The 18,169-nt window shown below is 69.3% G+C and carries 17 protein-coding genes; 10 read left to right on the plus strand and 7 right to left on the minus strand.

Annotated elements, in window-relative coordinates; all coding sequences use genetic code 11:
* Window position 1 precedes the first annotated feature (1 nt).
* The 6 genes from C8P69_RS13375 to C8P69_RS13400 form a co-directional block, all read right to left on the minus strand.
* Entirely contained in the window at window positions 2-1,216 is a 1,215-nt protein-coding gene (locus C8P69_RS13375; RefSeq protein WP_108177917.1) for an efflux RND transporter periplasmic adaptor subunit, read from the minus strand.
* 156 nt (window positions 1,217-1,372) lie between these two features.
* Window positions 1,373-2,368 carry a fatty acid desaturase gene (locus C8P69_RS13380; protein WP_108177918.1) on the minus strand — a complete coding sequence of 332 codons (996 nt, stop codon included), beginning with the start codon at window positions 2,366-2,368 and terminating at the stop codon, window positions 1,373-1,375.
* 130 nt (window positions 2,369-2,498) lie between these two features.
* Entirely contained in the window at window positions 2,499-4,136 is a 1,638-nt protein-coding gene (locus C8P69_RS13385) for an acyl-CoA dehydrogenase family protein (RefSeq protein WP_108177919.1), read from the minus strand.
* 99 nt (window positions 4,137-4,235) lie between these two features.
* Window positions 4,236-4,550: a GNAT family N-acetyltransferase gene (locus C8P69_RS13390; RefSeq protein WP_108177920.1), complete on the minus strand. Its 315-nt coding sequence runs from the start codon at window positions 4,548-4,550 to the stop codon at window positions 4,236-4,238.
* A gap of 299 nt (window positions 4,551-4,849) precedes the next feature.
* The gene (locus C8P69_RS13395) at window positions 4,850-7,546 is read right to left on the minus strand and encodes a bifunctional acetate--CoA ligase family protein/GNAT family N-acetyltransferase (protein WP_108177921.1); all 2,697 of its coding nucleotides are present in this window, start codon (window positions 7,544-7,546) and stop codon (window positions 4,850-4,852) included.
* A 184-nt stretch (window positions 7,547-7,730) separates the two neighbouring features.
* Entirely contained in the window at window positions 7,731-8,345 is a 615-nt protein-coding gene (locus C8P69_RS13400) for an LbetaH domain-containing protein (RefSeq protein ID WP_211353826.1), read from the minus strand.
* Window positions 8,346-8,552: 207 nt separating this feature from the next.
* On the opposite strand from C8P69_RS13400, the gene phnC reads away from it, so the two are divergent.
* From phnC to phnE (C8P69_RS13425), 5 genes are all read left to right on the plus strand, one after another.
* Complete coding sequence (gene phnC / locus C8P69_RS13405) at window positions 8,553-9,359, plus strand: phosphonate ABC transporter ATP-binding protein (RefSeq protein WP_108177923.1); 807 nt, start codon at window positions 8,553-8,555, stop codon at window positions 9,357-9,359.
* Between the two features lie 26 nt (window positions 9,360-9,385).
* On the plus strand, window positions 9,386-10,303 hold the full coding sequence (gene phnD / locus C8P69_RS13410; RefSeq protein ID WP_108177924.1) for a phosphonate ABC transporter substrate-binding protein: 918 nt from the start codon (window positions 9,386-9,388) through the stop codon (window positions 10,301-10,303).
* A 67-nt stretch (window positions 10,304-10,370) separates the two neighbouring features.
* Window positions 10,371-11,285, plus strand: a complete 915-nt coding sequence (gene phnD, locus C8P69_RS13415) for a phosphonate ABC transporter substrate-binding protein (protein ID WP_108177925.1) — start codon at window positions 10,371-10,373, stop codon at window positions 11,283-11,285.
* A gap of 11 nt (window positions 11,286-11,296) precedes the next feature.
* The gene (phnE, locus tag C8P69_RS13420) at window positions 11,297-12,193 is read left to right on the plus strand and encodes a phosphonate ABC transporter, permease protein PhnE (RefSeq protein ID WP_108177926.1); all 897 of its coding nucleotides are present in this window, start codon (window positions 11,297-11,299) and stop codon (window positions 12,191-12,193) included.
* Window positions 12,190-13,065 (plus strand): phosphonate ABC transporter, permease protein PhnE, encoded by an 876-nt coding sequence (gene phnE / locus C8P69_RS13425; RefSeq protein ID WP_245902026.1) that lies wholly within the window; start codon window positions 12,190-12,192, stop codon window positions 13,063-13,065. The genes phnE (C8P69_RS13420) and phnE (C8P69_RS13425) overlap by 4 nt, the downstream gene beginning before the upstream one ends.
* 3 nt (window positions 13,066-13,068) lie before the next feature.
* On the opposite strand, the gene phnF is transcribed toward phnE (C8P69_RS13425), so the two are convergent.
* Window positions 13,069-13,788, minus strand: a complete 720-nt coding sequence (phnF, locus tag C8P69_RS13430; protein ID WP_108177927.1) for a phosphonate metabolism transcriptional regulator PhnF — start codon at window positions 13,786-13,788, stop codon at window positions 13,069-13,071.
* Window positions 13,789-13,923: 135 nt separating this feature from the next.
* Between phnF and phnG the strand changes: the two genes are divergently transcribed.
* The 5 genes from phnG to phnK all read left to right on the plus strand — a co-directional run bounded on the left by phnG (window position 13,924) and on the right by phnK (window position 18,161).
* A complete protein-coding gene (gene phnG / locus C8P69_RS13435; RefSeq protein ID WP_108177928.1) occupies window positions 13,924-14,379 on the plus strand; it encodes a phosphonate C-P lyase system protein PhnG in 456 nt (151 codons plus the stop codon).
* Window positions 14,379-15,113 (plus strand): phosphonate C-P lyase system protein PhnH, encoded by a 735-nt coding sequence (gene phnH, locus C8P69_RS13440; protein ID WP_108177929.1) that lies wholly within the window; start codon window positions 14,379-14,381, stop codon window positions 15,111-15,113. The genes phnG and phnH overlap by 1 nt, the downstream gene beginning before the upstream one ends.
* Before the next feature lie 3 nt (window positions 15,114-15,116).
* On the plus strand, window positions 15,117-16,226 hold the full coding sequence (locus tag C8P69_RS13445) for a carbon-phosphorus lyase complex subunit (protein ID WP_108177930.1): 1,110 nt from the start codon (window positions 15,117-15,119) through the stop codon (window positions 16,224-16,226).
* Window positions 16,223-17,125, plus strand: a complete 903-nt coding sequence (locus tag C8P69_RS13450; protein WP_108177931.1) for an alpha-D-ribose 1-methylphosphonate 5-phosphate C-P-lyase PhnJ — start codon at window positions 16,223-16,225, stop codon at window positions 17,123-17,125. Before C8P69_RS13445 ends, C8P69_RS13450 begins: the two co-directional genes overlap by 4 nt.
* Before the next feature lie 262 nt (window positions 17,126-17,387).
* A complete protein-coding gene (phnK, locus tag C8P69_RS13455; protein ID WP_425440760.1) occupies window positions 17,388-18,161 on the plus strand; it encodes a phosphonate C-P lyase system protein PhnK in 774 nt (257 codons plus the stop codon).
* Window positions 18,162-18,169: the final 8 nt, after the last annotated feature.

Here is an 18,169-nt window from a genome sequence, read left to right on the forward strand (position 1 = left end):
CTCAGCTCTGCGGATCGCGGGCGGCGGGCGCCTCGGCCGTGCCGGCCGCTCGCTCGGTCACGGCGACGCCGTTGGCGATGCGCAGCTGGCCTGACGTGATGACCTGTTCGCCACCCGACAGCCCCTCGCTGATGACGGCGACGTCACCCATGGTGCGGGACACCTTGACCTGGGCGACCGCAGCGCGGCCGTCCTTCACGGTGAAGACGTAAGGCCCGTTCTGGCCAACCTGCAGGGCCATCACCGGCACGACCACCGCGTCCTGCTGGGAGCCGAGCGTCACCTTCACCGGCACGAAGGCGCCCGGCCAGAGCTGCTCGGAGCCGTTCTGCATCAGCGCCTTGGCGGTGACGGTGCCGGTGGTGAGGTCGACCTGGTTCTCGACGAAGGCGATGGAGCCGGTCGCCGTGCGGCTGCCGGCCCGGGCCTCGACCTGGATGCGGGTCGGATCGTCCTGCACCATCGCGCGCATCTCGAAGAAGGTCGTCTGCGGCACGGCGAAGGCGATGTAGATCGGGTCGATCTGGTTGATCGTGGTCATCGCCGCCACGTCCGCCGAGCGCACGAAGGCGCCGGGCTTGGAGGTGATCGAGCCGATGCGGCCCGAAACGGGGGCGCGGATCAGCGTATAGCTCAGCTGGGTGGCGATGGAGTTGCGGTTGGCCTCGTCGGAGGCGAGCTGCGCCTCGACCGCCTTGACGTTGGAAATGGCGTTGTCGCGGGCGACCTCGGTGCCGACATTGCGGCGGGCGAGATCGATGGCGCGGTCGCGATCGCGGACGGCCTGCTCGAGCTGGGCCTTGGTGCGCAGGATCTGCGCCTCGATCTGCGCGAGCTGGGCCTTCAGCACCCGGTCATCGAGCGTGAAGAGCAGGTCGCCCTCCTTCACCGAGGCGCCCTCGGCGACGTGGACCTGCGCGACCTGCGTGTCGAGGCGCGACTTGATCTGCAGCGCGGCGATCGGCTGGACCGTTCCCACCGCCTCGACCTCGATCGGCATGGTGCGCCGCTCGGCGCGGCCGAGCGTGACGGAGACCGGGGGCGGGCCCGCCGGACGCCGGGCCTGCTGGCCCTGGGGCGCCGCAGCCTGCTGCGTGCCGCCCTGGCCGATCAGGGCCTGGGCCTGGTGATAGGCCTTCTCGGCAAGATCGGGGCGCCAGGTGGCAATCCCCCCGATGACCGCCAGCAAACCGAAGACGATAATGACCCGCAGCATGGACCCGCCTGTCCCTGACTGGGCAAGGCCATGGACGAGATCCACAGCCAGCCGGAATTTCCCTTAGGACAACATAGGACAATTTCCGGCGACGACCATTCGACCCGATGGTCTAGGCCATGTCTTCGCGAGGCAGGCGCGGGCGCCCGGCAGATGTCAGCCGGCGGAGGCAGGCTCCGGGCGCACCGTGCGGGTCCAGAGCGAGTGCTTCGGGTCGAGGATGAAGGTCAGCAGCAGCTTCGTCCACGAGCGGTGCGAGGGCAGCGTCAGGTAGAATTCCGGTGCAATCCGCGTCACTTCGGGCAGCTTGTTCCACGGAATCGACGGAAAATCGTGGTGCTCGTTGTGGTAGCCGATGTTCAGCGCGATGCCGTTGAGCGGCCCGTAATAGTTGGCCGTGTCGTGCTGCTCGTCGCCGGTGAAATGCTCCTGCACCCAGCGCGCCCCAAGCGGATGCAGGCTGAGCGCGAACCAGAACGAGGCGAAGAGATAGACCACGGCGTTCCAGCCGAAGGCATAGGCAAGGCCGAGGGCGACCGCCGCATTGGCGGCATAGTTGGCGACCGCCCAGCCGTCGGCCGGCACGACGCCGCGGACCCGCGTCACCCGCAGCAGCTGGAACACGGGGAAGAACAGGAACCAGAGCGCCTTGCGCCAGGCGGAGTGGCCGACCAGCCGCGCCTCCCATTCGGAGGGAATGTCGGTGTCGCGCTCCATCTCGCCGAGATGCGAGTGATGGGCGAGGTGGCAGGAGCGGAAGCCCATGCCGCCCGGAAGCACCGAGGGCAGGTCGGCGGCCAGCAGCACCAGGCGGTTGGCGAAGCGGCTGCGGAAGATGAGGTTATGCGTGGCGTCGTGGATGACGACGTAGAGCGCGTGGTTCAGGAACGCGCCGAAACCGTAGGCGACGATCAGCGCCAGCCACCACCAGGAGAGGCCTGCCCAGCCGAAGGCGGCGGCAAGGCCGAGCTGGGTGGAGACGTAGAGCGCCATGATGGCGGCCGTCCAGGGATTGCGCCCGATGAGACCGCGGATCTCCGGATGGGCCTTGAGGATCATCTTGGCGCGGGTGGAATGGGTGTCGCCGAGTGCGGGGACAAAGGTCTCCTCTTCGTCGACGTCGAATTCCACGGTGCGCGGAAGGCTGTTCATGCCGGTCTCCTCGGTGCCGGCGAGCTCCGCCTGCTGCGCCGCACCATCGGCGTTGAGCGATGCCCGAAGCGACAGGGGCGGTCAAGCGCCGCCATGCCCGCCCGAGGTCACGATCCCGCAAGCCCCGGGGTCAGGCGGCGACGCGGGCAAGGATTACCGCAACGTCGGCCGCCGCCGGCAGGACGCCGAAGCTGCGTCCGCCCTCGGCCCCGAGCCGCGTCGCGATGAAGGCCTCGGAGACGGCCGCCGGCGCGCCCTGCACCAGCAGCGCCCCCTGCAGCACCAGCGCCATGCGCTCGGCCACACGGCGGGCATCGGCCTCCGCGGGGATGCGCTTCAGGAGGCCGAAGAGATCGTCCATGGCCGCATCGAGCACCGCGCTCTGCCCGCGGGCCGCCATGACCTCCGCCGCGAAGGCCTCCCGCGCCGCCGGCTCACGGTGCAGCGTGCGCAGGATGTCGAGCGCAATGACATTGCCCGAGCCCTCCCAGATGGCGTTGAGCGGGCTTTCGCGGAACAGCCGCGGCAGCGGGCTCTCCTCCACGTAGCCGGCGCCGCCATGGCACTCCATGCATTCGTAGACGAAGTTGGGATTGCGCTTGGTGAGCCAGTATTTCGCCACGGCCACCGCCAGCCGGGCGAAGGCGCGCTCATGCTCATCCGTTCCCGAAAAGGCGCGGGCCACCCGCAGGGTCAGCGCCACCGCCGCCTCGTATTCGAGCGCGAGATCGGCCACCACCGCCCGCATGGCCGGCTGGTCGATCAGCGTCTTCTGGAAGGCGCGGCGGTTGGCGACGTGATGATGGGCCTGGGCCAGCGCCATGCGCATGATGCCGATGGTTCCGGCGATCGTGTCGAGGCGGGTGTGGTGCACCATCTCGATGATGGTCGAAACGCCCCTGCCCTCCTCGCCGAGCAGCACGGCATGGGTGTCGTGATACTCGATCTCGGAGGAGGCGTTGGACTTGTTGCCGAGCTTGTCCTTGAGCCGCATGACATGGAGGCTGTTGCGCTCGCCGTCGGGCTGGATGCGCGGCACCAGAAAGCACGAGAGCCCCGCCTCGGTCTGCGCCAACGTCAGGAAGGCGTCGCACATCGGCGCCGAGCAGAACCACTTGTGGCCGACGAGGCGCCAGGCCCCGCCATCCCGGAAGGCGCGCGTCGTGTTCGCGCGCACGTCGCTGCCGCCCTGCTTCTCGGTCATGGCCATGCCGATGGTGACGCCGCGCTTCTCGGCGATGGGCCGCAAGGGCGCGTCGTAGCGGCCGCCGACGATCTTAGGCACCCACTGCGCCGCGACCTCGCTCTGGTGGCGCAGCGCCGGCACGCTCGCATAGGTCATGGAGATCGGGCACATCGTCCCCTGCTCGACCTCGGAGAACAGGGCGAGCAGCGCCGCATGGGCGACATGGGCGCCCGGCCTCTCCTCGGCCCAGGCGATGGAGTGGATGCGATGCTCCATCGCGAGGTCCATCAGCCGGTGATAGCTCGGATGGAACCGCACCTCGTCGATGCGCCGGCCATAGCGGTCGAAGACGGTGAGCTCCGGCGGATAGCGGTTGGCCTCCTCGCCCGCCGCCAGAACCTCCTCGCGGCCGAGTTCCGCACCCAGCGCCGCGAGCGGCGCGCCGACCCAGTCGCCGCCCTCCCTCAGCGCCCAGTGCGACAGGATCGGATCGGAGGCGAAGAGGTTCCGCCCGGCAAAGTCCGGCGGCTGGTTGAAGACCTCATGGGTGAGGAGCCGGGTCGAGGGCGCGTGGCGGGGCATGATGTCTCTCCGCGATCGGACGCTTCAGACAGCCGAGAGTGCCACAGGGCGACCCGTCCCGCCCCTCGCCCGAATGGCGGTCAGGCGCACGAATAGAGATCAGACGCCCATGGCCGCCTTGTAGGAGGGGTGCAGGAGGTCGCGAGCCTCCGGGTGCTTGCCGAACCAGGCGGCGAAGAACGGGCAGAGCGGCACCACCGACAGGCCCCGCTCGCGGGCGGCGGCAAGTCCCGCCTTGATCAGGGCCGAGCCGATGCCGCGGCCACCGAGCGCCTCCGGCACTTCCGTGTGGGTGAAAAAGATCGAGCCCCCGGCGATGCGATAGGCCGCGAAGGCGAGATGGCCCTCGACGCTCGCCTCGAAACGCTGCGCGGCTGGATTGTCGACGACGGCAATGGCGGCGGCTTCGGTCATGGCGGGGCTCCTTGGGGAGTGAAACGGCGTGAGCCCCAGCCTCGTTCCAGCAAGGCGCGAGGGCAAGCGGCGGGAGCCCAAGCCGGGATTGCGGGGATGCAAGGCGCCCACGCAAGCCCCTCACCCTTCCCTCTCCCCGCAGGCGGGGAGAGGGTCAACAGCCTCGCGCACTGGGGGCAACGGTCAGGCTTGGCGCGCCGCACCAGAATGGATCGCGACGTCATCGCCCCCTCTCCCCGCGAGCGGGGAGAGGGAAGGGTGAGGGGCCGTTCTCCACCCGGAAACCGCCCCCTGCGACCTCACCCCAACTCCAGGACGACCTTCTGCAGCGCCGGATCGTCCGGGTCCGCGCCGATGCGGAAGCCGAGGTCGCGGGCCAGAGCCAGCATGCGGACATTCTCCGCCAGCACCTGGCCATAGATGCGCTTCGTGCCCTGCCGCCGGCCGTAATCGATGATCAGCTTCATCAGCGACAGGCCGAGCCCACGGCCCTGCTGGTCGGAGCGCACGAAGATCGCATATTCGGCATTCTCGTTGTCCGGGTCGGCATGGAGGCGCACCGCCCCCAGCATCTCGCCGCTGTCGGGATCGAGCGCCACGAGCACCATGGACCGCGCATAGTCGATCTGGGTGAGGCGGGCGATGAAGGCGTGGGTGAATTCCTTGATCGGCGCGAAGAAGCGCTGGCGCACGTCATCCGGGTCGACGCGCTGGAAGAAGTCGCGGAACAGCTGCTCGTCCTCGGGCCGCACCGGGCGGATGCGGCAGGCAAAGCCGCTCTCGGTGACGAGGTCGCGCTCCCATTCGGTGGGGTAGGGACGGATGGCGAAGCGCGGATGGCCGCCGCGCACCAGGCCCCTGGCGCGGGGCGCGCCGACGGCGATGCGCGCGTCCAGCGCGACGATGCAGCCGGCATCGGCCAGCAGCGGATTGATGTCGATCTCGGCGACCTCCGGCAGGTCGGCGGCGAGCTGCGACAGACGCACCAGGATCTCCGCGACCTTCGCGGTGTCCACCGGCGGCACGTCGCGATAGCCCGCCATCTGCTTGGCGATGCGGGTGCGGGCGATCATGTCGCGGGCGATCCGCATGTCGAGCGGCGGCAGCGCCAGCGCGCGGTCCTTGATGAGCTCGACGGCCTTGCCGCCGCGCCCGAACAGCATGACGGATCCGAAGGTCGGATCATCGGCGAGGCCGACGATGAGCTCGATGGCGCCGGGCCGGTGCACCATGGGCTGGACCATCACGCCGTCGATGCGGGCCTTGGGCATCTGCCGGGACACCCGCGCCAGCATCTCGGTGACCGCCGCGCCCACCGCCTCGCGGGTCGCAAGGCCGAGGCGGACGCCGCCGACATCGGATTTGTGGGTGATGTCCGGCGACAGGATCTTCACCGCGATGGCCTGGCCCTGGTCGAGGAAGGGGGCGGCGAAGGTGACCGCCTCCTCCGCCGTCCGCGCGGCGGCGATCGGCACGGTCGGGATGCCATAGGCGGTGAGGATGCGGTCGACGAGCAGCGGATCGAGCCAGCGCTTGTTCGCCTTCACCGCGGCGCCGAGCTCCGCCCTCAGGGCCGCGAGATCGTCGGGCGCGACGATGGCGGCGTTCTCCGGCGTCTCCATCAGCGCGTCCTGGCCGCGCCGGTAGCGCACCATGTGCATGAAGCCGCGCACCGCCTCGGATTCCGTCGGGTAGCTCGGCAGGCCGGCCTTGGCGAAGATGTCGGTCGCCGCCTCCTGGTCGCCGAGCCAGACCGTGAAGACCGGCTTCAGGCGCCCGCCGCGGCTCTTGCGGCCGGTGACGACGCTCGCCACGGCCTTCGCCGCATCAAGGCTCGGCAGCAGCGCCGTCGGGCAGTTCATGACCAGCACCGCATCGACCTCGCGGTCGTCGAGGACGGCCTCCATGGCCGCGGCATAGCGGGCGGCGTCCGCGTCGCCGATGATGTCGATGGGATTACCCCCCGACCAGGTCGCCGGCAGCACCGAATCGAGCCGTCCCCGGGTCTCCTCGCCGATGCCGGCAAGGCGGCCGCCATGGTCCATCAGCGCATCGACGGCTAGCACGCCGAGCCCGCCGCCATTGGTGACGATGCCGAGCCGGTCGCCGGCGAAGGACGGATAGCGCGACAGCGTCTCGGCCGCGGCGATGAGTTCGTCGAGATCGGTGACGCGCACGAGGCCGGCGCGGGCGAAGGCGGCGGCATAGACGTCGTCCGCGCCCGCGAGCGCGCCCGTATGCGACTTCGCGGCGCTGGCAGCTGCGGACGAGCGGCCCGACTTCAGCACGATGACCGGCTTGGAGCGCGCCGCGGCGCGGGCCGAGGCCATGAACTTGCGCACGTCCTTGATGGCCTCGATGTAGACGAGGATGGCACGGGTCCGGTAGTCGGCGGCGAAATAGTCGAGGCAGTCGCCCGTATCGACGTCGAGCTGGTCGCCGAGGGTGACGACCCCCGAGAAGCCGATATGGCGCACCTCCGCCCATTCGAGCAGTGCGGCGGCAATGGCGCCGGACTGCGAGATGAGGGCGAGCGAACCGGGCCGCGTCTTGCGCGAGGAGAAGCTCGCATCCACCCCGCCATGGGGCGCGATGACGCCAAAGCAGTTGGGCCCGACGATGCGCAGGCCCTTGTCGCGCACGGCGCCGGCAAGACGGCCGCTCGCCTGCTCATAGCCGTCGCGCTCCAGCGCCGAGATGACGACGGTCGCGGGAATGCCGAGCCGTGCCGCCTCCTCGACGAGTCCCGGCACCGTCGCGCCCGGCGTCGCGATGACCGCGAGGTCGGGCGGTGCGGGAAGATCGGCGAGCCGCGCATGGGCTTTCACGCCCCCGACGACGCGATGCTTCGGGTTGATGGGGTAGAGCGTTCCGGAAAAGCCCGCCCGGGCCATGTTGGCCATCAGCGCCTGACCCATCGAATGCGGCCGGTCCGTCGCCCCGACAATGGCGACAGAGCGCGGGGCGAAGAACCGGTCGAGGCGGTAAAGCGACATGGAACGTGGTCTCCGTCGGGGGACAGGGCAGAGGCCGTGCGCCACTCTAGGACGCGGGCCGCACCATCGGAACCCGAGAACCGCCGCACTCTCCCGTCCACGGCGTCGCGGGGCGACGACATGGATCAATGCTGCACCGCACAACAAGGCTTAATGAAGGCCGGCTGCGCCCGAAGGCCGCGACTCAGCCGCCGTGCTTCTCCAGGAAGCCCTCGACCGGCAGGGTGCGGAAATCCGTCAGGGCCTGCCGCAGCCGCTCGTGCTCCCAGTCCCACCAGGCGAGCGCCATGAGCCGCTCGGCCACAGCCTCGCTGAAGCGCCGCTTGATCACCCGCGCGGGATTGCCGCCGACCACCGTGTAGGGCGCGACATCCTTGGTGACGATGGCGCCCGCCGCCACCACCGCGCCCGTTCCGACCGACTTGCCGGCGAGCACCACGCCGCCATGGCCGATCCACACGTCATGTCCGATGGTGACCGCATGGGAGCGCCGCCAGTCGAAGAAGCCAGCCTCGTCCGGCTCGCCGTCGAAATAGCGCGAGGCCCGGTAGAGGAAGTGGCTCTGGCTCGCACGCTCCATCGGGTGGTTGCCGGGATTGATGCGCACATGCGAGGCGATCGAGCAGAACTTGCCGATGGTCGACATGTCGATCTGCCCGTCCTGCACGATGTAGGAGTAGTCGCCCATCACCGTCTCGGAGATCACCGTGCGCGCGCCGACCTCGGTGTAGGCGCCGAAGCGGCTGTCGCGGACGATGGCGGTCGGGTGGATGGAAGGCTCGAGGCCGAGGCGGCTCATGATGCGGCGTCCGTGGTCAATGCTTCAGCAGGCTGCCTTGGATGACGCCAACATGACGATGTGATGACAGTGTCCACAGTATTCGCTCTGGGAGCGCGGGCAAATCGCCACCCGGGGACTGTCACACGACTGTAATGCAGCACTCCTAGAGCCGACCCGAGAGAGTGTGGGCGTCCGTTCGGCGTCTGCCCGTCCCGGGAGTGTGCCATGCTGAGGATCGAAGGGCTGACACGGCGCTTCGGCACGATGACGGCGGTGGACAATGTGTCCCTCGAGATCGACCGCGGCGCCTTCATCGGCGTGATCGGTCGTTCCGGCGCCGGCAAGTCGACGCTGCTGCGCATGATCAACCGCCTGCAGGACGCCTCCTCCGGCCGCATCCTTTGCGAAGGCCAGGACGTCACCGGCCTGAAGGGCGCGGCGCTGCGCGACTGGCGCCAGTCCTGCGCCATGATCTTCCAGCAGTTCAATCTGGTCGGTCGCCTCGACGTGCTCACCAACGTGCTGATGGGCCGGCTGAACCATGTCGGCCAGGCCCGATCGCTGCTGAAGCTGTGGAGCGCCGAGGACAAGGCCATCGCCCTGTCCGCCCTCGAGCAGTTCGACATTGCCGGGCTCGCCGCCCAGCGCGCCGAGAGCCTCTCCGGCGGCCAGCAGCAGCGCGTCGCCATTGCCCGCGCCCTGGTGCAGGAGCCGCGCATCATCCTCGCCGACGAGCCGATCGCTTCGCTCGACCCGCGCAACACCCGCATCGTCATGGACGCGCTGCAGCGGATCAACAGGCACTACGGCATCACCGTCGTCTGCAATCTCCACTCGCTCGACCTCGCCCGCTCCTACTGCGACCGGCTGGTCGGCATGGCCCAGGGCCGCGTCGTCTTCGACGGCGCGCCCGACGCGCTCACCGATGACGTCGCCCGCCAGCTCTACGGCATCGAGTCCGGCGAGGTCCTCGACGGCCATACCCCCGTTCCCATGCCCGCGCCGGCGCTGCCCGCCGCGGTTCCCGCCTGAAACCCGACCGTTCGGAGATCTGACCCATGTTCGACCGCCGCCAGCTTGTCGCCGGCCTTGCCGGCCTGCCGCTCCTGCCCGCCGCCGCCTCCGCCCAGGGCGCCTGGCAGACCCGCTTCCCCGAGCTCGTCTTCGCCGTCATCCCGGCCGAAAACGCCTCGGGCACCGTCGAGCGCTACACCCCCTTCACCGAGTACCTGACCCGTGAGCTCGGCACCAAAGTGACCCTGCGCGTCGCCAACGACTATGCCGCGGTCATCGAGGGCCAGCGCGCCGGCAACATCCACTTCGCCTTCTACGGCCCGTCGTCCTACGTGCGCGCCCACACCGTCACCAATGGCGGCGTGGTGCCCTTCGTGGTCGAGGTCCTGCAGGACGGCTCGGTCGGCTACTATTCGGTGCTCTATGTGCGCGCCAACAACCCGGCGACCCGCATCGAGGACCTGCGCGGCAAGAACCTCTGCCTCGTCGACCCCAACTCGACCTCGGGCAATAACGTGCCGCGCTTCGCCATGTCGAAGCTCGGCATCAACACCCCCGACCAGTTCTTCTCCCGCGTCGTCTATGCCGGCAGCCACGAGAACGCCGTGACCGCCGTCATGCAGGGCACCTGCGACGCCGCCTTCAACTGGTGGAACTCCGAGACCGACTCCAACCTCAGCCGCATGGTGGCGAAGGGCATGGTGAAGGCCGAGGACTTCAAGATGATCTTCAAGTCCGACCTCATCGCCGGCTCGCCGGTCGCCTACCTGACCTCGCTGCCCGAGGAGGCCAAGGCCGCCCTCACCAAGGCCTTCGTCGAGGCCCCGGTGAAGGCCAAGGCCGCCTTCGACCGCTGGTCGGATGGCAAGAACCAGGGCTTCCGCCCCACCACCCACGCCGACTACCAGTCCATCGTCGACCTGCAGCGCTTCGTCGACCAGATGCGCCGCAACCGCAGCTGATGGAACGCCGGGCTCCCGCCGTGGTGCGGGAGCCCGGCCGATTTCCTGCCGAACCCGGATACGAGCCATGCAGTCCCGTCGCGACGCCCTCGCGCTCCTTGCCTCGTTTCCCTGGGCCGGCAACGCATTTGCCCAGGCCGAGGACTGGCGGCGCGCCTATCCTGAACTTGTCCTCTCGGTGACCCCGGCGGAGAATTCAGGCGGCGTCATCGACCGCTTCGCACCTTTTGCCGAGTACTTGTCGCGCACCCTCGGCGTCAAAGTCACGATCCGCATCGCCAACGACTATGCGGCGGTGATCGAAGGCCTGCGCTCCGGTCAGGTGCATATCGCCCATATGGGTCCGGCAGCCTATACCCGCGCCTCCATCGTGACGCAGGACGGCATCGAGCCACTGGTCACGATGGCCAATTCCGAGGGCGCCATCGGCTACTATTCGGTGCTCTACGTCCGCGCGAACGATACCGCGCGCTCGCTCCAGGACCTGCGCGGCCGCAACCTCTGCCTTGTCGATCCGAATTCGGCGTCCGGCAACAACGTGCCGCGCTATGCCCTGTCCAAGCTCGGCATCGAGCCGGAAAGCCATTTCGACCGGGTCGTCTATTCCGGCAGCCACGAGAATGCGGTCATCGCGCTCTCGCAGGGCACCTGCGACGCGGCCTTCAACTGGTGGAACACCGAGCGCGAGTCGAACCTGCAGCGCATGGCCACGAAGGGCATGGTGAAGACCGAGGATTTCCGCATCGTCTTCCGGTCCGAGCTGATCCCCGGCTCGCCGGTGGCGATGATGCGCTCGACACCCGAACCGCTGCGGCGCGCCGTCCAGCAGGCCTTCGTGGATGCAGCGGAAAAGGGCCGTGAGGCCTTCCTGCGCATCAGCGACGGCAATGCCACCGGCTACGTGCCCGTCAAGGCCGAGGACTATCGCGTGATGATCGACCTCTCACGCTACATCGACCAGATGCGGCGGCGGCGGAGCTGAAGAAAGACGCCATGTCCCACACCGTCCAGAGCCTGCCAGACCACCAGCTTGCGCCCCTCGCCCGCGCCTATGCCGAGGCGGTCTCCGCCAAGCGCCGGCAGGTGCTCATCGGGCTGGTGCTGTTCGTCGGCGCCTTCATCGTCGCCGGCATCGTCGCCGACGTGAAGCCGGCGACCTTCTTCACCAATCTCTGGCGCTTCACCGACTATCTCGGCCGCATCTTCACCCTGGAACAGGGCCCCTATGCCGGCCGCTTCGTCCTCTTCGACGTGGTCGAGTGGATGTGGGGCTTCGACAAGTGGCTGAAGCTGCTGTGGGAGACGATCCTCATCGCCTATGTCGGCACGCTCTCCGGCGCCATCGGCGGCTTCGTCTTCTCCTTCCTCTCGGCCCGCAACCTCACGCCGAACAGCACGATCGGCTTCCTCGCCAAGCGCTGGCTCGAGTTCTGCCGAACGGTCCCTGAAATCGTCTTCGCGCTGATCTTCGTCGTCGCCTTCGGCCTGGGCCCGCTGGCCGGTCTCCTCGCCATCGCCGTCCACACCTTCGGCGCGCTGGGCAAGCAGTTTGCCGAGGTCGCCGAGAATATCGACATGAAGCCGCTGGACGGCCTCACCGCCACGGGCGCCACCTGGACCGAGCGTATGCGCTTCGCCGTCCTGCCGCAGGTCATGTCGAACTATGCCAGCTACGCCCTGCTGCGCTTCGAGGTGAATGTCCGCGGCGCGGCGGTCATGGGCTTCGTCGGCGCCGGCGGCATCGGCCAGGACCTCGTCGAGGCGATCCGCAAGTTCTACTACGCCGACGTCTCCGCCATCCTGGTGCTCATCGTCCTGACCGTCATGCTGATCGACCTCGGCACCGAGCGGCTGCGCCACCACTTCATCGGACTGGAGAACCGCTCGTGACCGACGCGATCCATCCGCTCCGCAAGGCCGCGCTCGACGACCGCGAGGCGCTCGCCGCCGGCTACCCGCAGGTCTTCTCACCCCCGCTGTGGACCCGGCTGCAGCCTCTGGTCATTCTTGGCGGGATGGTCCTGCTCTTCGTCTACGGGCTCGTCGCCCTCGACGTGCAGCCCGGCCGCATCATCACCGGCATCGGCAAGCTCGGTGAATTCATCTGGTTCATGCTGCCGCCCTCGACCGACACCTGGGCGAAGTTCTGGATCTACATGCATGCGCTCGGCGAGACGGTCGCCATCGCCTTCCTCGGCACTTTCACCGCGGCGATCCTCGCCCTGCCGGTCGGGTTCCTGGCTGCGAAGAACATCGTGCCGAACATCGTCATCCACTTCGCCTCGCGCCGCTTCCTCGACACGATCCGCGGCGTGGACGAACTCATCTGGGCGCTGATCTGGGTGAGCGTCGTCGGGCTTGGCCCCTTCGCCGGCGTCCTCGCCCTGATCTGCTCGAATTTCGGCCTCTTCGCCAAGCTCTTCTCCGAGGCGATCGAGGCCGCCGACCGCAAGGCCTCCGAGGGCGTCGCCTCCACCGGCGGCAGCTCGCTGCACGCGATCCGCTTCGGCATCCTGCCGCAGGTCCTGCCGATCTTCGGCAGCCAGGTGCTCTACTTCTTCGAGAGCAACACCCGCTCGGCGACCATCATCGGCATCGTCGGCGCCGGCGGCATCGGCCTGCACCTCGCCGAGCAGATCCGCGTGCTGGAGTACCAGCATGTCTCGGCGCTGATCCTGATGATCCTCGTCACCGTCGCCATCATCGACCAGGTCTCGACGCGGCTGCGCTTCGCCCTCATCGGCGAGCGCAAGGCGGCCTGAGCCTCAGCCGCCGACCGTCAGGCGGACGCGGTCGGCGCAGAAATGCGAGCGCGCCCACTGGATGGGCACGCCCTCGGGATCGACATTGACGCTGTCGATGACGAGGACCGGTCGCCCCTCCGCGATCTCCAGCCTTTTCGCATCGACGGCATCGGCAACCGACGCGCCGATCCGCGTCGTGGCGCGGCGATAGTCCGGCACGCCGCAGGCGGCGAGCGCCGCGGTGATCGAGCCGGTCGCGCCATAGACCTGGGGCACCTCGGCAAAGCGCGGCAGCGGAAAGGCCGTGACCGCCCAGGAGATCGGCACGCCATCGGCGAAATGGGCGCTCTCGACCATCACCACCGGATCCTCCGGCGACAGGTCCAGCGCCTCCGCGATCTCGACGCTCGCGCCCATCTCGCGGAAGCCCAGCAGCTTGCCGGCGGGGTCGCGTGCCTGTCCCACCACGATCTCGGAGAAGCGCGTGCGCCGGCCGATCGGGTAGGAGAGCGGCTTCGCCTCAACATAGGTGCCGGACCCCTGGGTCACCCGCACCAGGCCCTTGTCCACCAGCGACTTGATCGCCTGGCGCACGGTATGGCGGTTGACGCCGAAGCGTTCCGTCAGCGCGGCCTCGGTCGGCAGCCGCGTGCCGGGCGTCAGCCCGCCCCCGGCAATCTCCGCCTCGATCGTCTCGGCGATCTGGCGCCAGACCGTGACGCCCCTGCCCCTCGCCAGCATCCTGCCTCCGTCATGCTCCTGTCATCGGCCGGGCCGATAGGACGGGCCATCCGATCACGCCGGAACCGCATTTCCGCTTGCCCGCCGCACGCTTGCCGTTGTAGGACATAATTGGTCTAGATGAATACACCAATCATGCACACCGAACCCGCCCACAGCGATTCGACGAGCGCCCGCAAGGCTATCATGGCGGTGGTCGCCCGGGCGACCGTGCCTGAGCTTTCCGCGCTCGAAACGCTTGCCGCCGACGCCAAAGTCCTGCGCGCCCCCGAGATCGGCCTCGTGATGGTCCGAGGCCGCATCGGCGGCGACGGCGCGCCCTTCAATCTCGGCGAGGCGACGGTGACCCGCGCCGCGCTCGCCCTGCCCGGCGGCGAGATCGGCTACGGCCACGTGCTCGGCCGCGACAAGGACAAGGCGCGGCTGGCCGCCCTCGCCGATGCGCTCTGGCAGGCGCCCGCCACCCGCGAGGCGGTGGAGGCGGTGCTGGCGCCGGTGCGCGCACGGATCGACGCCGAAGCCACGCTCAAGCGCGAGCGCACCGCCGCCACCCGCGTCGACTTCTTCACCATGGTCCGCGGAGACAATTGATGGCCGTCGCCCTCGCCTTCGCCGATCCCGTCCGCGACGCTCAAGGCACCTTTCGCGCGGTGATGAACGCCATGGCCCGGCCGGGCTCGGTGCAGCCCATCGCCGGCCTCGCCGGCGCGCCCGCGCCCCTCAGCCCCACGGCCGCGGCCATCGCGGTGGCCCTCGCCGACTACGAGACGCCGCTCTGGCTCGATCGGGCCCTTGCGGCGGCTCCCGATGTCGGCGCCTGGCTGACCTTCCACACCGGCGCGCGGATCATCGCCGAGCCGGCCCGTGCCGCCTTTGCTCTGATCGCCGATGGGGCCGCGCTTGTCGATCTGGAGACCTTCGCGCAGGGCACGGACATCTACCCCGACCGCTCGACCACGCTGATCCTGCAGGTGGCGTCCCTGGGCGCTGCACTCCCCACACCTCTCCCCGGCGGGGAGAGGTCGGACGCGCAGCGTCCGGGAGAGGGGGCACCAACCTCCGCTCACCCCCTCTCCCGGCCTTTGGCCGACCTCTCCCCGCCGGGGAGAGGTACAGGGGTCGCGCCCGGCTTGATCCGCCTGGATCTCGCCGGTCCGGGGATCAAGGGCCACGCCCATCTCGCGGTGGCCGGCCTTCCCGCCGACATCGCTCCGCGCCTTGCCGCCAACCACGCCCTCTTCCCGCGCGGCGTCGACCTCGTCCTCGCCGGTCCCGAGGGCGTCGCCGCCCTGCCGCGGACCACCCGCGTCACCGTGGAGGCCTGAACCATGTATGTGGCCGTCAAGGGTGGCGAACGCGCCATCGACAATGCCCACCGGCTCCTCGCCCACCGCCGCCGCGGCGATCCGGCGGTGCCGGAAGTCGCGCCCGCCCAGATCCGCGAGCAGCTGACCCTCTCGGTCGACCGCGTCATGACCGAGGGCTCGCTCTATGATCGCGACCTTGCGGCGCTGGCCATCAAGCAGGCGCGCGGCGACCTCGTGGAGGCGGCCTTCCTCGTCCGCGCCTTCCGCACCACCCTGCCGCGCTTCGGCGCCACCGAGCCGATCGATACCGGCGCGATGCAGGTCTCCCGCCGTGTCTCGGCGACCTTCAAGGACATTCCCGGCGGCCAGGTTCTGGGGCCGACCTTCGACTACACCCATCGCCTCATCGATTTCCTGCTGGAGGCGGGCGGCGAGCCGCCCGAGCCGGCCCGCGCGGCGGCGGACGAGACGGCCATGCCGCGCGTCACCGACCTGCTCGGCGCCGACGACCTCATCGAGCGCAACCCGCCCGGCGATCCCGACGCTCCCGTGCCGGATCTCACCCGGGAGCCGCTGGACCTCCCCGCCGGCCGCGACCTGCGCCTGCAGAACCTCGCCCGCGGCGACGAGGGCTTCCTCCTGGCGCTCGGCTATTCGACGCAGCGCGGCTTCGGCCGCTCCCATCCCTTCGCCGGCGAGATCCGCCTCGGCGAGGTTGAGGTCGAGCTTTTCTCCGAGGATCTCGGCTTTGCCGTCCCGCTCGGCGACATCACCGTCACCGAGTGCCAGATGGTCAACCAGTTCAAGGGCTCGGCGACCGAGCCGCCGCGCTTCACCCGCGGCTACGGCCTCGCCTTCGGCCATTGCGAGCGCAAGACCATGGGCATGGCCCTCGTCGACCGGGCGCTCCGCGCCGAAGAGCTCGGCGAGGAGGTGAAAGCCCCGGCGCAGGACGAGGAATTCGTGCTGATGCATTCGGACAACGTCCAGGCGACCGGCTTCGTCGAGCACCTGAAGCTGCCGCACTACGTCGACTTCCAGGCCGAACTCGGCCTCATCCGCCAGATGCGGCGCGAGATCGCCGAGCGGCAGGCCGCTGCCGACGTGGTGCTCAAGGAGGCCGCGGAATGACCCACCAGCCCACCGCCTCCGGCTACAACTTTGCCTATCTGGACGAGCAGACGAAGCGGATGATCCGCCGGGCCATCCTCAAGGCGATCGCCATTCCGGGCTACCAGGTGCCCTTCGCCTCCCGCGAAATGCCCATGCCCTATGGCTGGGGCACAGGCGGCGTGCAGGTGACCGCCGCCATCCTCGGGCCCGACGACCGGCTGAAGGTCATCGACCAGGGCGCCGACGACACCACCAACGCCGTCTCCATCCGCAAGTTCTTCGAGAAGACCGCAGGCGTCGCTACCACCACCCACACGGCGAAGGCCACCGTCATCCAGACCCGCCACCGGATTCCTGAGAAGACGCTCTCGGCCGACCAGGTGCTGGTCTACCAGGTGCCGATACCCGAGCCGCTGCGCTTCCTCGAGCCGCGCGAGACCGAGACGCGCGTCATGCACGCGCTGGAGGATTACGGCCTCATGCACGTGAAGCTCTACGAGGACATCGCCAAGCACGGCCACATCGCCACGACCTATGCCTATCCGGTGAAGGTCGAGGACCGCTACGTGATGGACCCCTCGCCGACGCCGAAATTCGACAATCCGAAGATGAACGACTGCGCCGCGCTGCAGCTCTTCGGCGCCGGCCGCGAGAAGCGCATCTACGCCCTGCCGCCGCACACCAAGGTCGTGTCGCTCGACTTCGAGGACCATCCCTTCGAGCCGACCAAGTTCGACCATGCCTGCGGCCTCTGCGGCGCGACGCATACCTATCTCGACGAGGTCATCACCGATGACGCGGGCGGGCGCATGTTCGTCTGCTCCGACACCGACCATTGCGAGGAGCGGCGCGCCGAGGGCCACCGCGGCGCCCTGCTCGGCGAGGCCCCTGCGGCGATCGCGGGAGCGGCGGAATGAGCGGCACCCTGACTCGAGTCACCACGAGCGAGGCAACCCTCCCCCCGTCATCCCCGGCCGAGCGAAGCGAGGGGAAGGGGATCCAGAGGCCGCATCGCAGTCTCAAGGACCTTGGCTCCCTGCCACTCCTGGACCCCCTTCCCTCGGCCTCAAAGCATCGAGCGAACGCAAGATGCGTTCGCGTCGCCGCTTTGAGCCTCGCCGGGGGTGACGGGCTGGGCATTTCCGAAAGGGCGCGGCCATGAGCCACGCGAGCACCGAGATGGACACCCCGCTGCTGACCGCCGAGGGCCTGACCAAGTTCTACGGCGCCCGCCTCGGCTGCCGCGACATCGGCTTCGAGCTCTTTCCCGGCGAGGTCCTCGCCGTGGTGGGCGAATCCGGCTCCGGCAAGTCGACGCTGCTGAAGCTGCTCTCCGGCCAGCTCGAACCGACCGACGGCCGCGTCCTCTACCGGATGCGTGACGGGATCACCCGCGACATCCTCGCCCTCTCCGAGGCCGAGCGCCGCTTCCTGTTCCGCACAGACTGGGGCTTCGTCCACCAGCATGCCGAACTGGGGCTCCGCATGGGCGTCTCCGCCGGCGCCAATGTCGGCGAGCGGCTGATGGCGGTCGGCTGGCGTCATTACGGCCGCATCCGCGAGGAGGCCGAGACCTGGCTGGAGCGCGTCGAGATCGACCCCTCGCGCATCGACGACCGCCCCACCGCCTATTCGGGCGGCATGCGCCAGCGCCTGCAGATCGCCCGCAACCTCGTCACCGCCCCGCGCCTCGTCTTCATGGACGAGCCGACCGGCGGCCTCGACGTCTCGGTCCAGGCGCGCCTGCTCGACCTCGTGCGCGGCCTCGTCGCCGATCTCGGCCTCGCGGCCATCGTCGTCACCCACGACCTGGCGGTCGCCCGCCTTCTGTCGCACCGCATCCTCGTGATGAAGGACGGCCGCGCCATCGAGACCGGCCTCACCGACCAGGTGCTGGACGACCCGCGCGAGCCCTACACCCAGCTCCTCGTCTCCTCGATCCTGCAGCCGTGAGGACGGAC

It is taken from the genome of Phreatobacter oligotrophus (genome assembly GCF_003046185.1).
Lineage (GTDB): Bacteria > Pseudomonadota > Alphaproteobacteria > Rhizobiales > Phreatobacteraceae > Phreatobacter > Phreatobacter oligotrophus.

Excerpts from the sequence above, each read along its gene's own strand:
- C8P69_RS13375 (WP_108177917.1), bottom strand. The coding sequence starts at position 1,216 with ATGCTGCGGGTCATTATCGTCTTCGGTTTGCTGGCGGTCATCGGGGGG.
- C8P69_RS13380 (WP_108177918.1), bottom strand. The coding sequence starts at position 2,368 with ATGAACAGCCTTCCGCGCACCGTGGAATTCGACGTCGACGAAGAGGAG.
- C8P69_RS13385 (WP_108177919.1), bottom strand. The coding sequence starts at position 4,136 with ATGCCCCGCCACGCGCCCTCGACCCGGCTCCTCACCCATGAGGTCTTC.
- C8P69_RS13390 (WP_108177920.1), bottom strand. The coding sequence starts at position 4,550 with ATGACCGAAGCCGCCGCCATTGCCGTCGTCGACAATCCAGCCGCGCAG.
- C8P69_RS13395 (WP_108177921.1), bottom strand. The coding sequence starts at position 7,546 with ATGTCGCTTTACCGCCTCGACCGGTTCTTCGCCCCGCGCTCTGTCGCC.
- C8P69_RS13400 (WP_211353826.1), bottom strand. The coding sequence starts at position 8,345 with ATGAGCCGCCTCGGCCTCGAGCCTTCCATCCACCCGACCGCCATCGTC.
- phnC (WP_108177923.1), top strand. The coding sequence starts at position 8,553 with ATGCTGAGGATCGAAGGGCTGACACGGCGCTTCGGCACGATGACGGCG.
- phnD (WP_108177924.1), top strand. The coding sequence starts at position 9,386 with ATGTTCGACCGCCGCCAGCTTGTCGCCGGCCTTGCCGGCCTGCCGCTC.
- phnD (WP_108177925.1), top strand. The coding sequence starts at position 10,371 with ATGCAGTCCCGTCGCGACGCCCTCGCGCTCCTTGCCTCGTTTCCCTGG.
- phnE (WP_108177926.1), top strand. The coding sequence starts at position 11,297 with ATGTCCCACACCGTCCAGAGCCTGCCAGACCACCAGCTTGCGCCCCTC.
- phnF (WP_108177927.1), bottom strand. The coding sequence starts at position 13,788 with ATGCTGGCGAGGGGCAGGGGCGTCACGGTCTGGCGCCAGATCGCCGAG.
- phnG (WP_108177928.1), top strand. The coding sequence starts at position 13,924 with ATGCACACCGAACCCGCCCACAGCGATTCGACGAGCGCCCGCAAGGCT.
- phnH (WP_108177929.1), top strand. The coding sequence starts at position 14,379 with ATGGCCGTCGCCCTCGCCTTCGCCGATCCCGTCCGCGACGCTCAAGGC.
- C8P69_RS13445 (WP_108177930.1), top strand. The coding sequence starts at position 15,117 with ATGTATGTGGCCGTCAAGGGTGGCGAACGCGCCATCGACAATGCCCAC.
- C8P69_RS13450 (WP_108177931.1), top strand. The coding sequence starts at position 16,223 with ATGACCCACCAGCCCACCGCCTCCGGCTACAACTTTGCCTATCTGGAC.
- phnK (WP_425440760.1), top strand. The coding sequence starts at position 17,388 with ATGGACACCCCGCTGCTGACCGCCGAGGGCCTGACCAAGTTCTACGGC.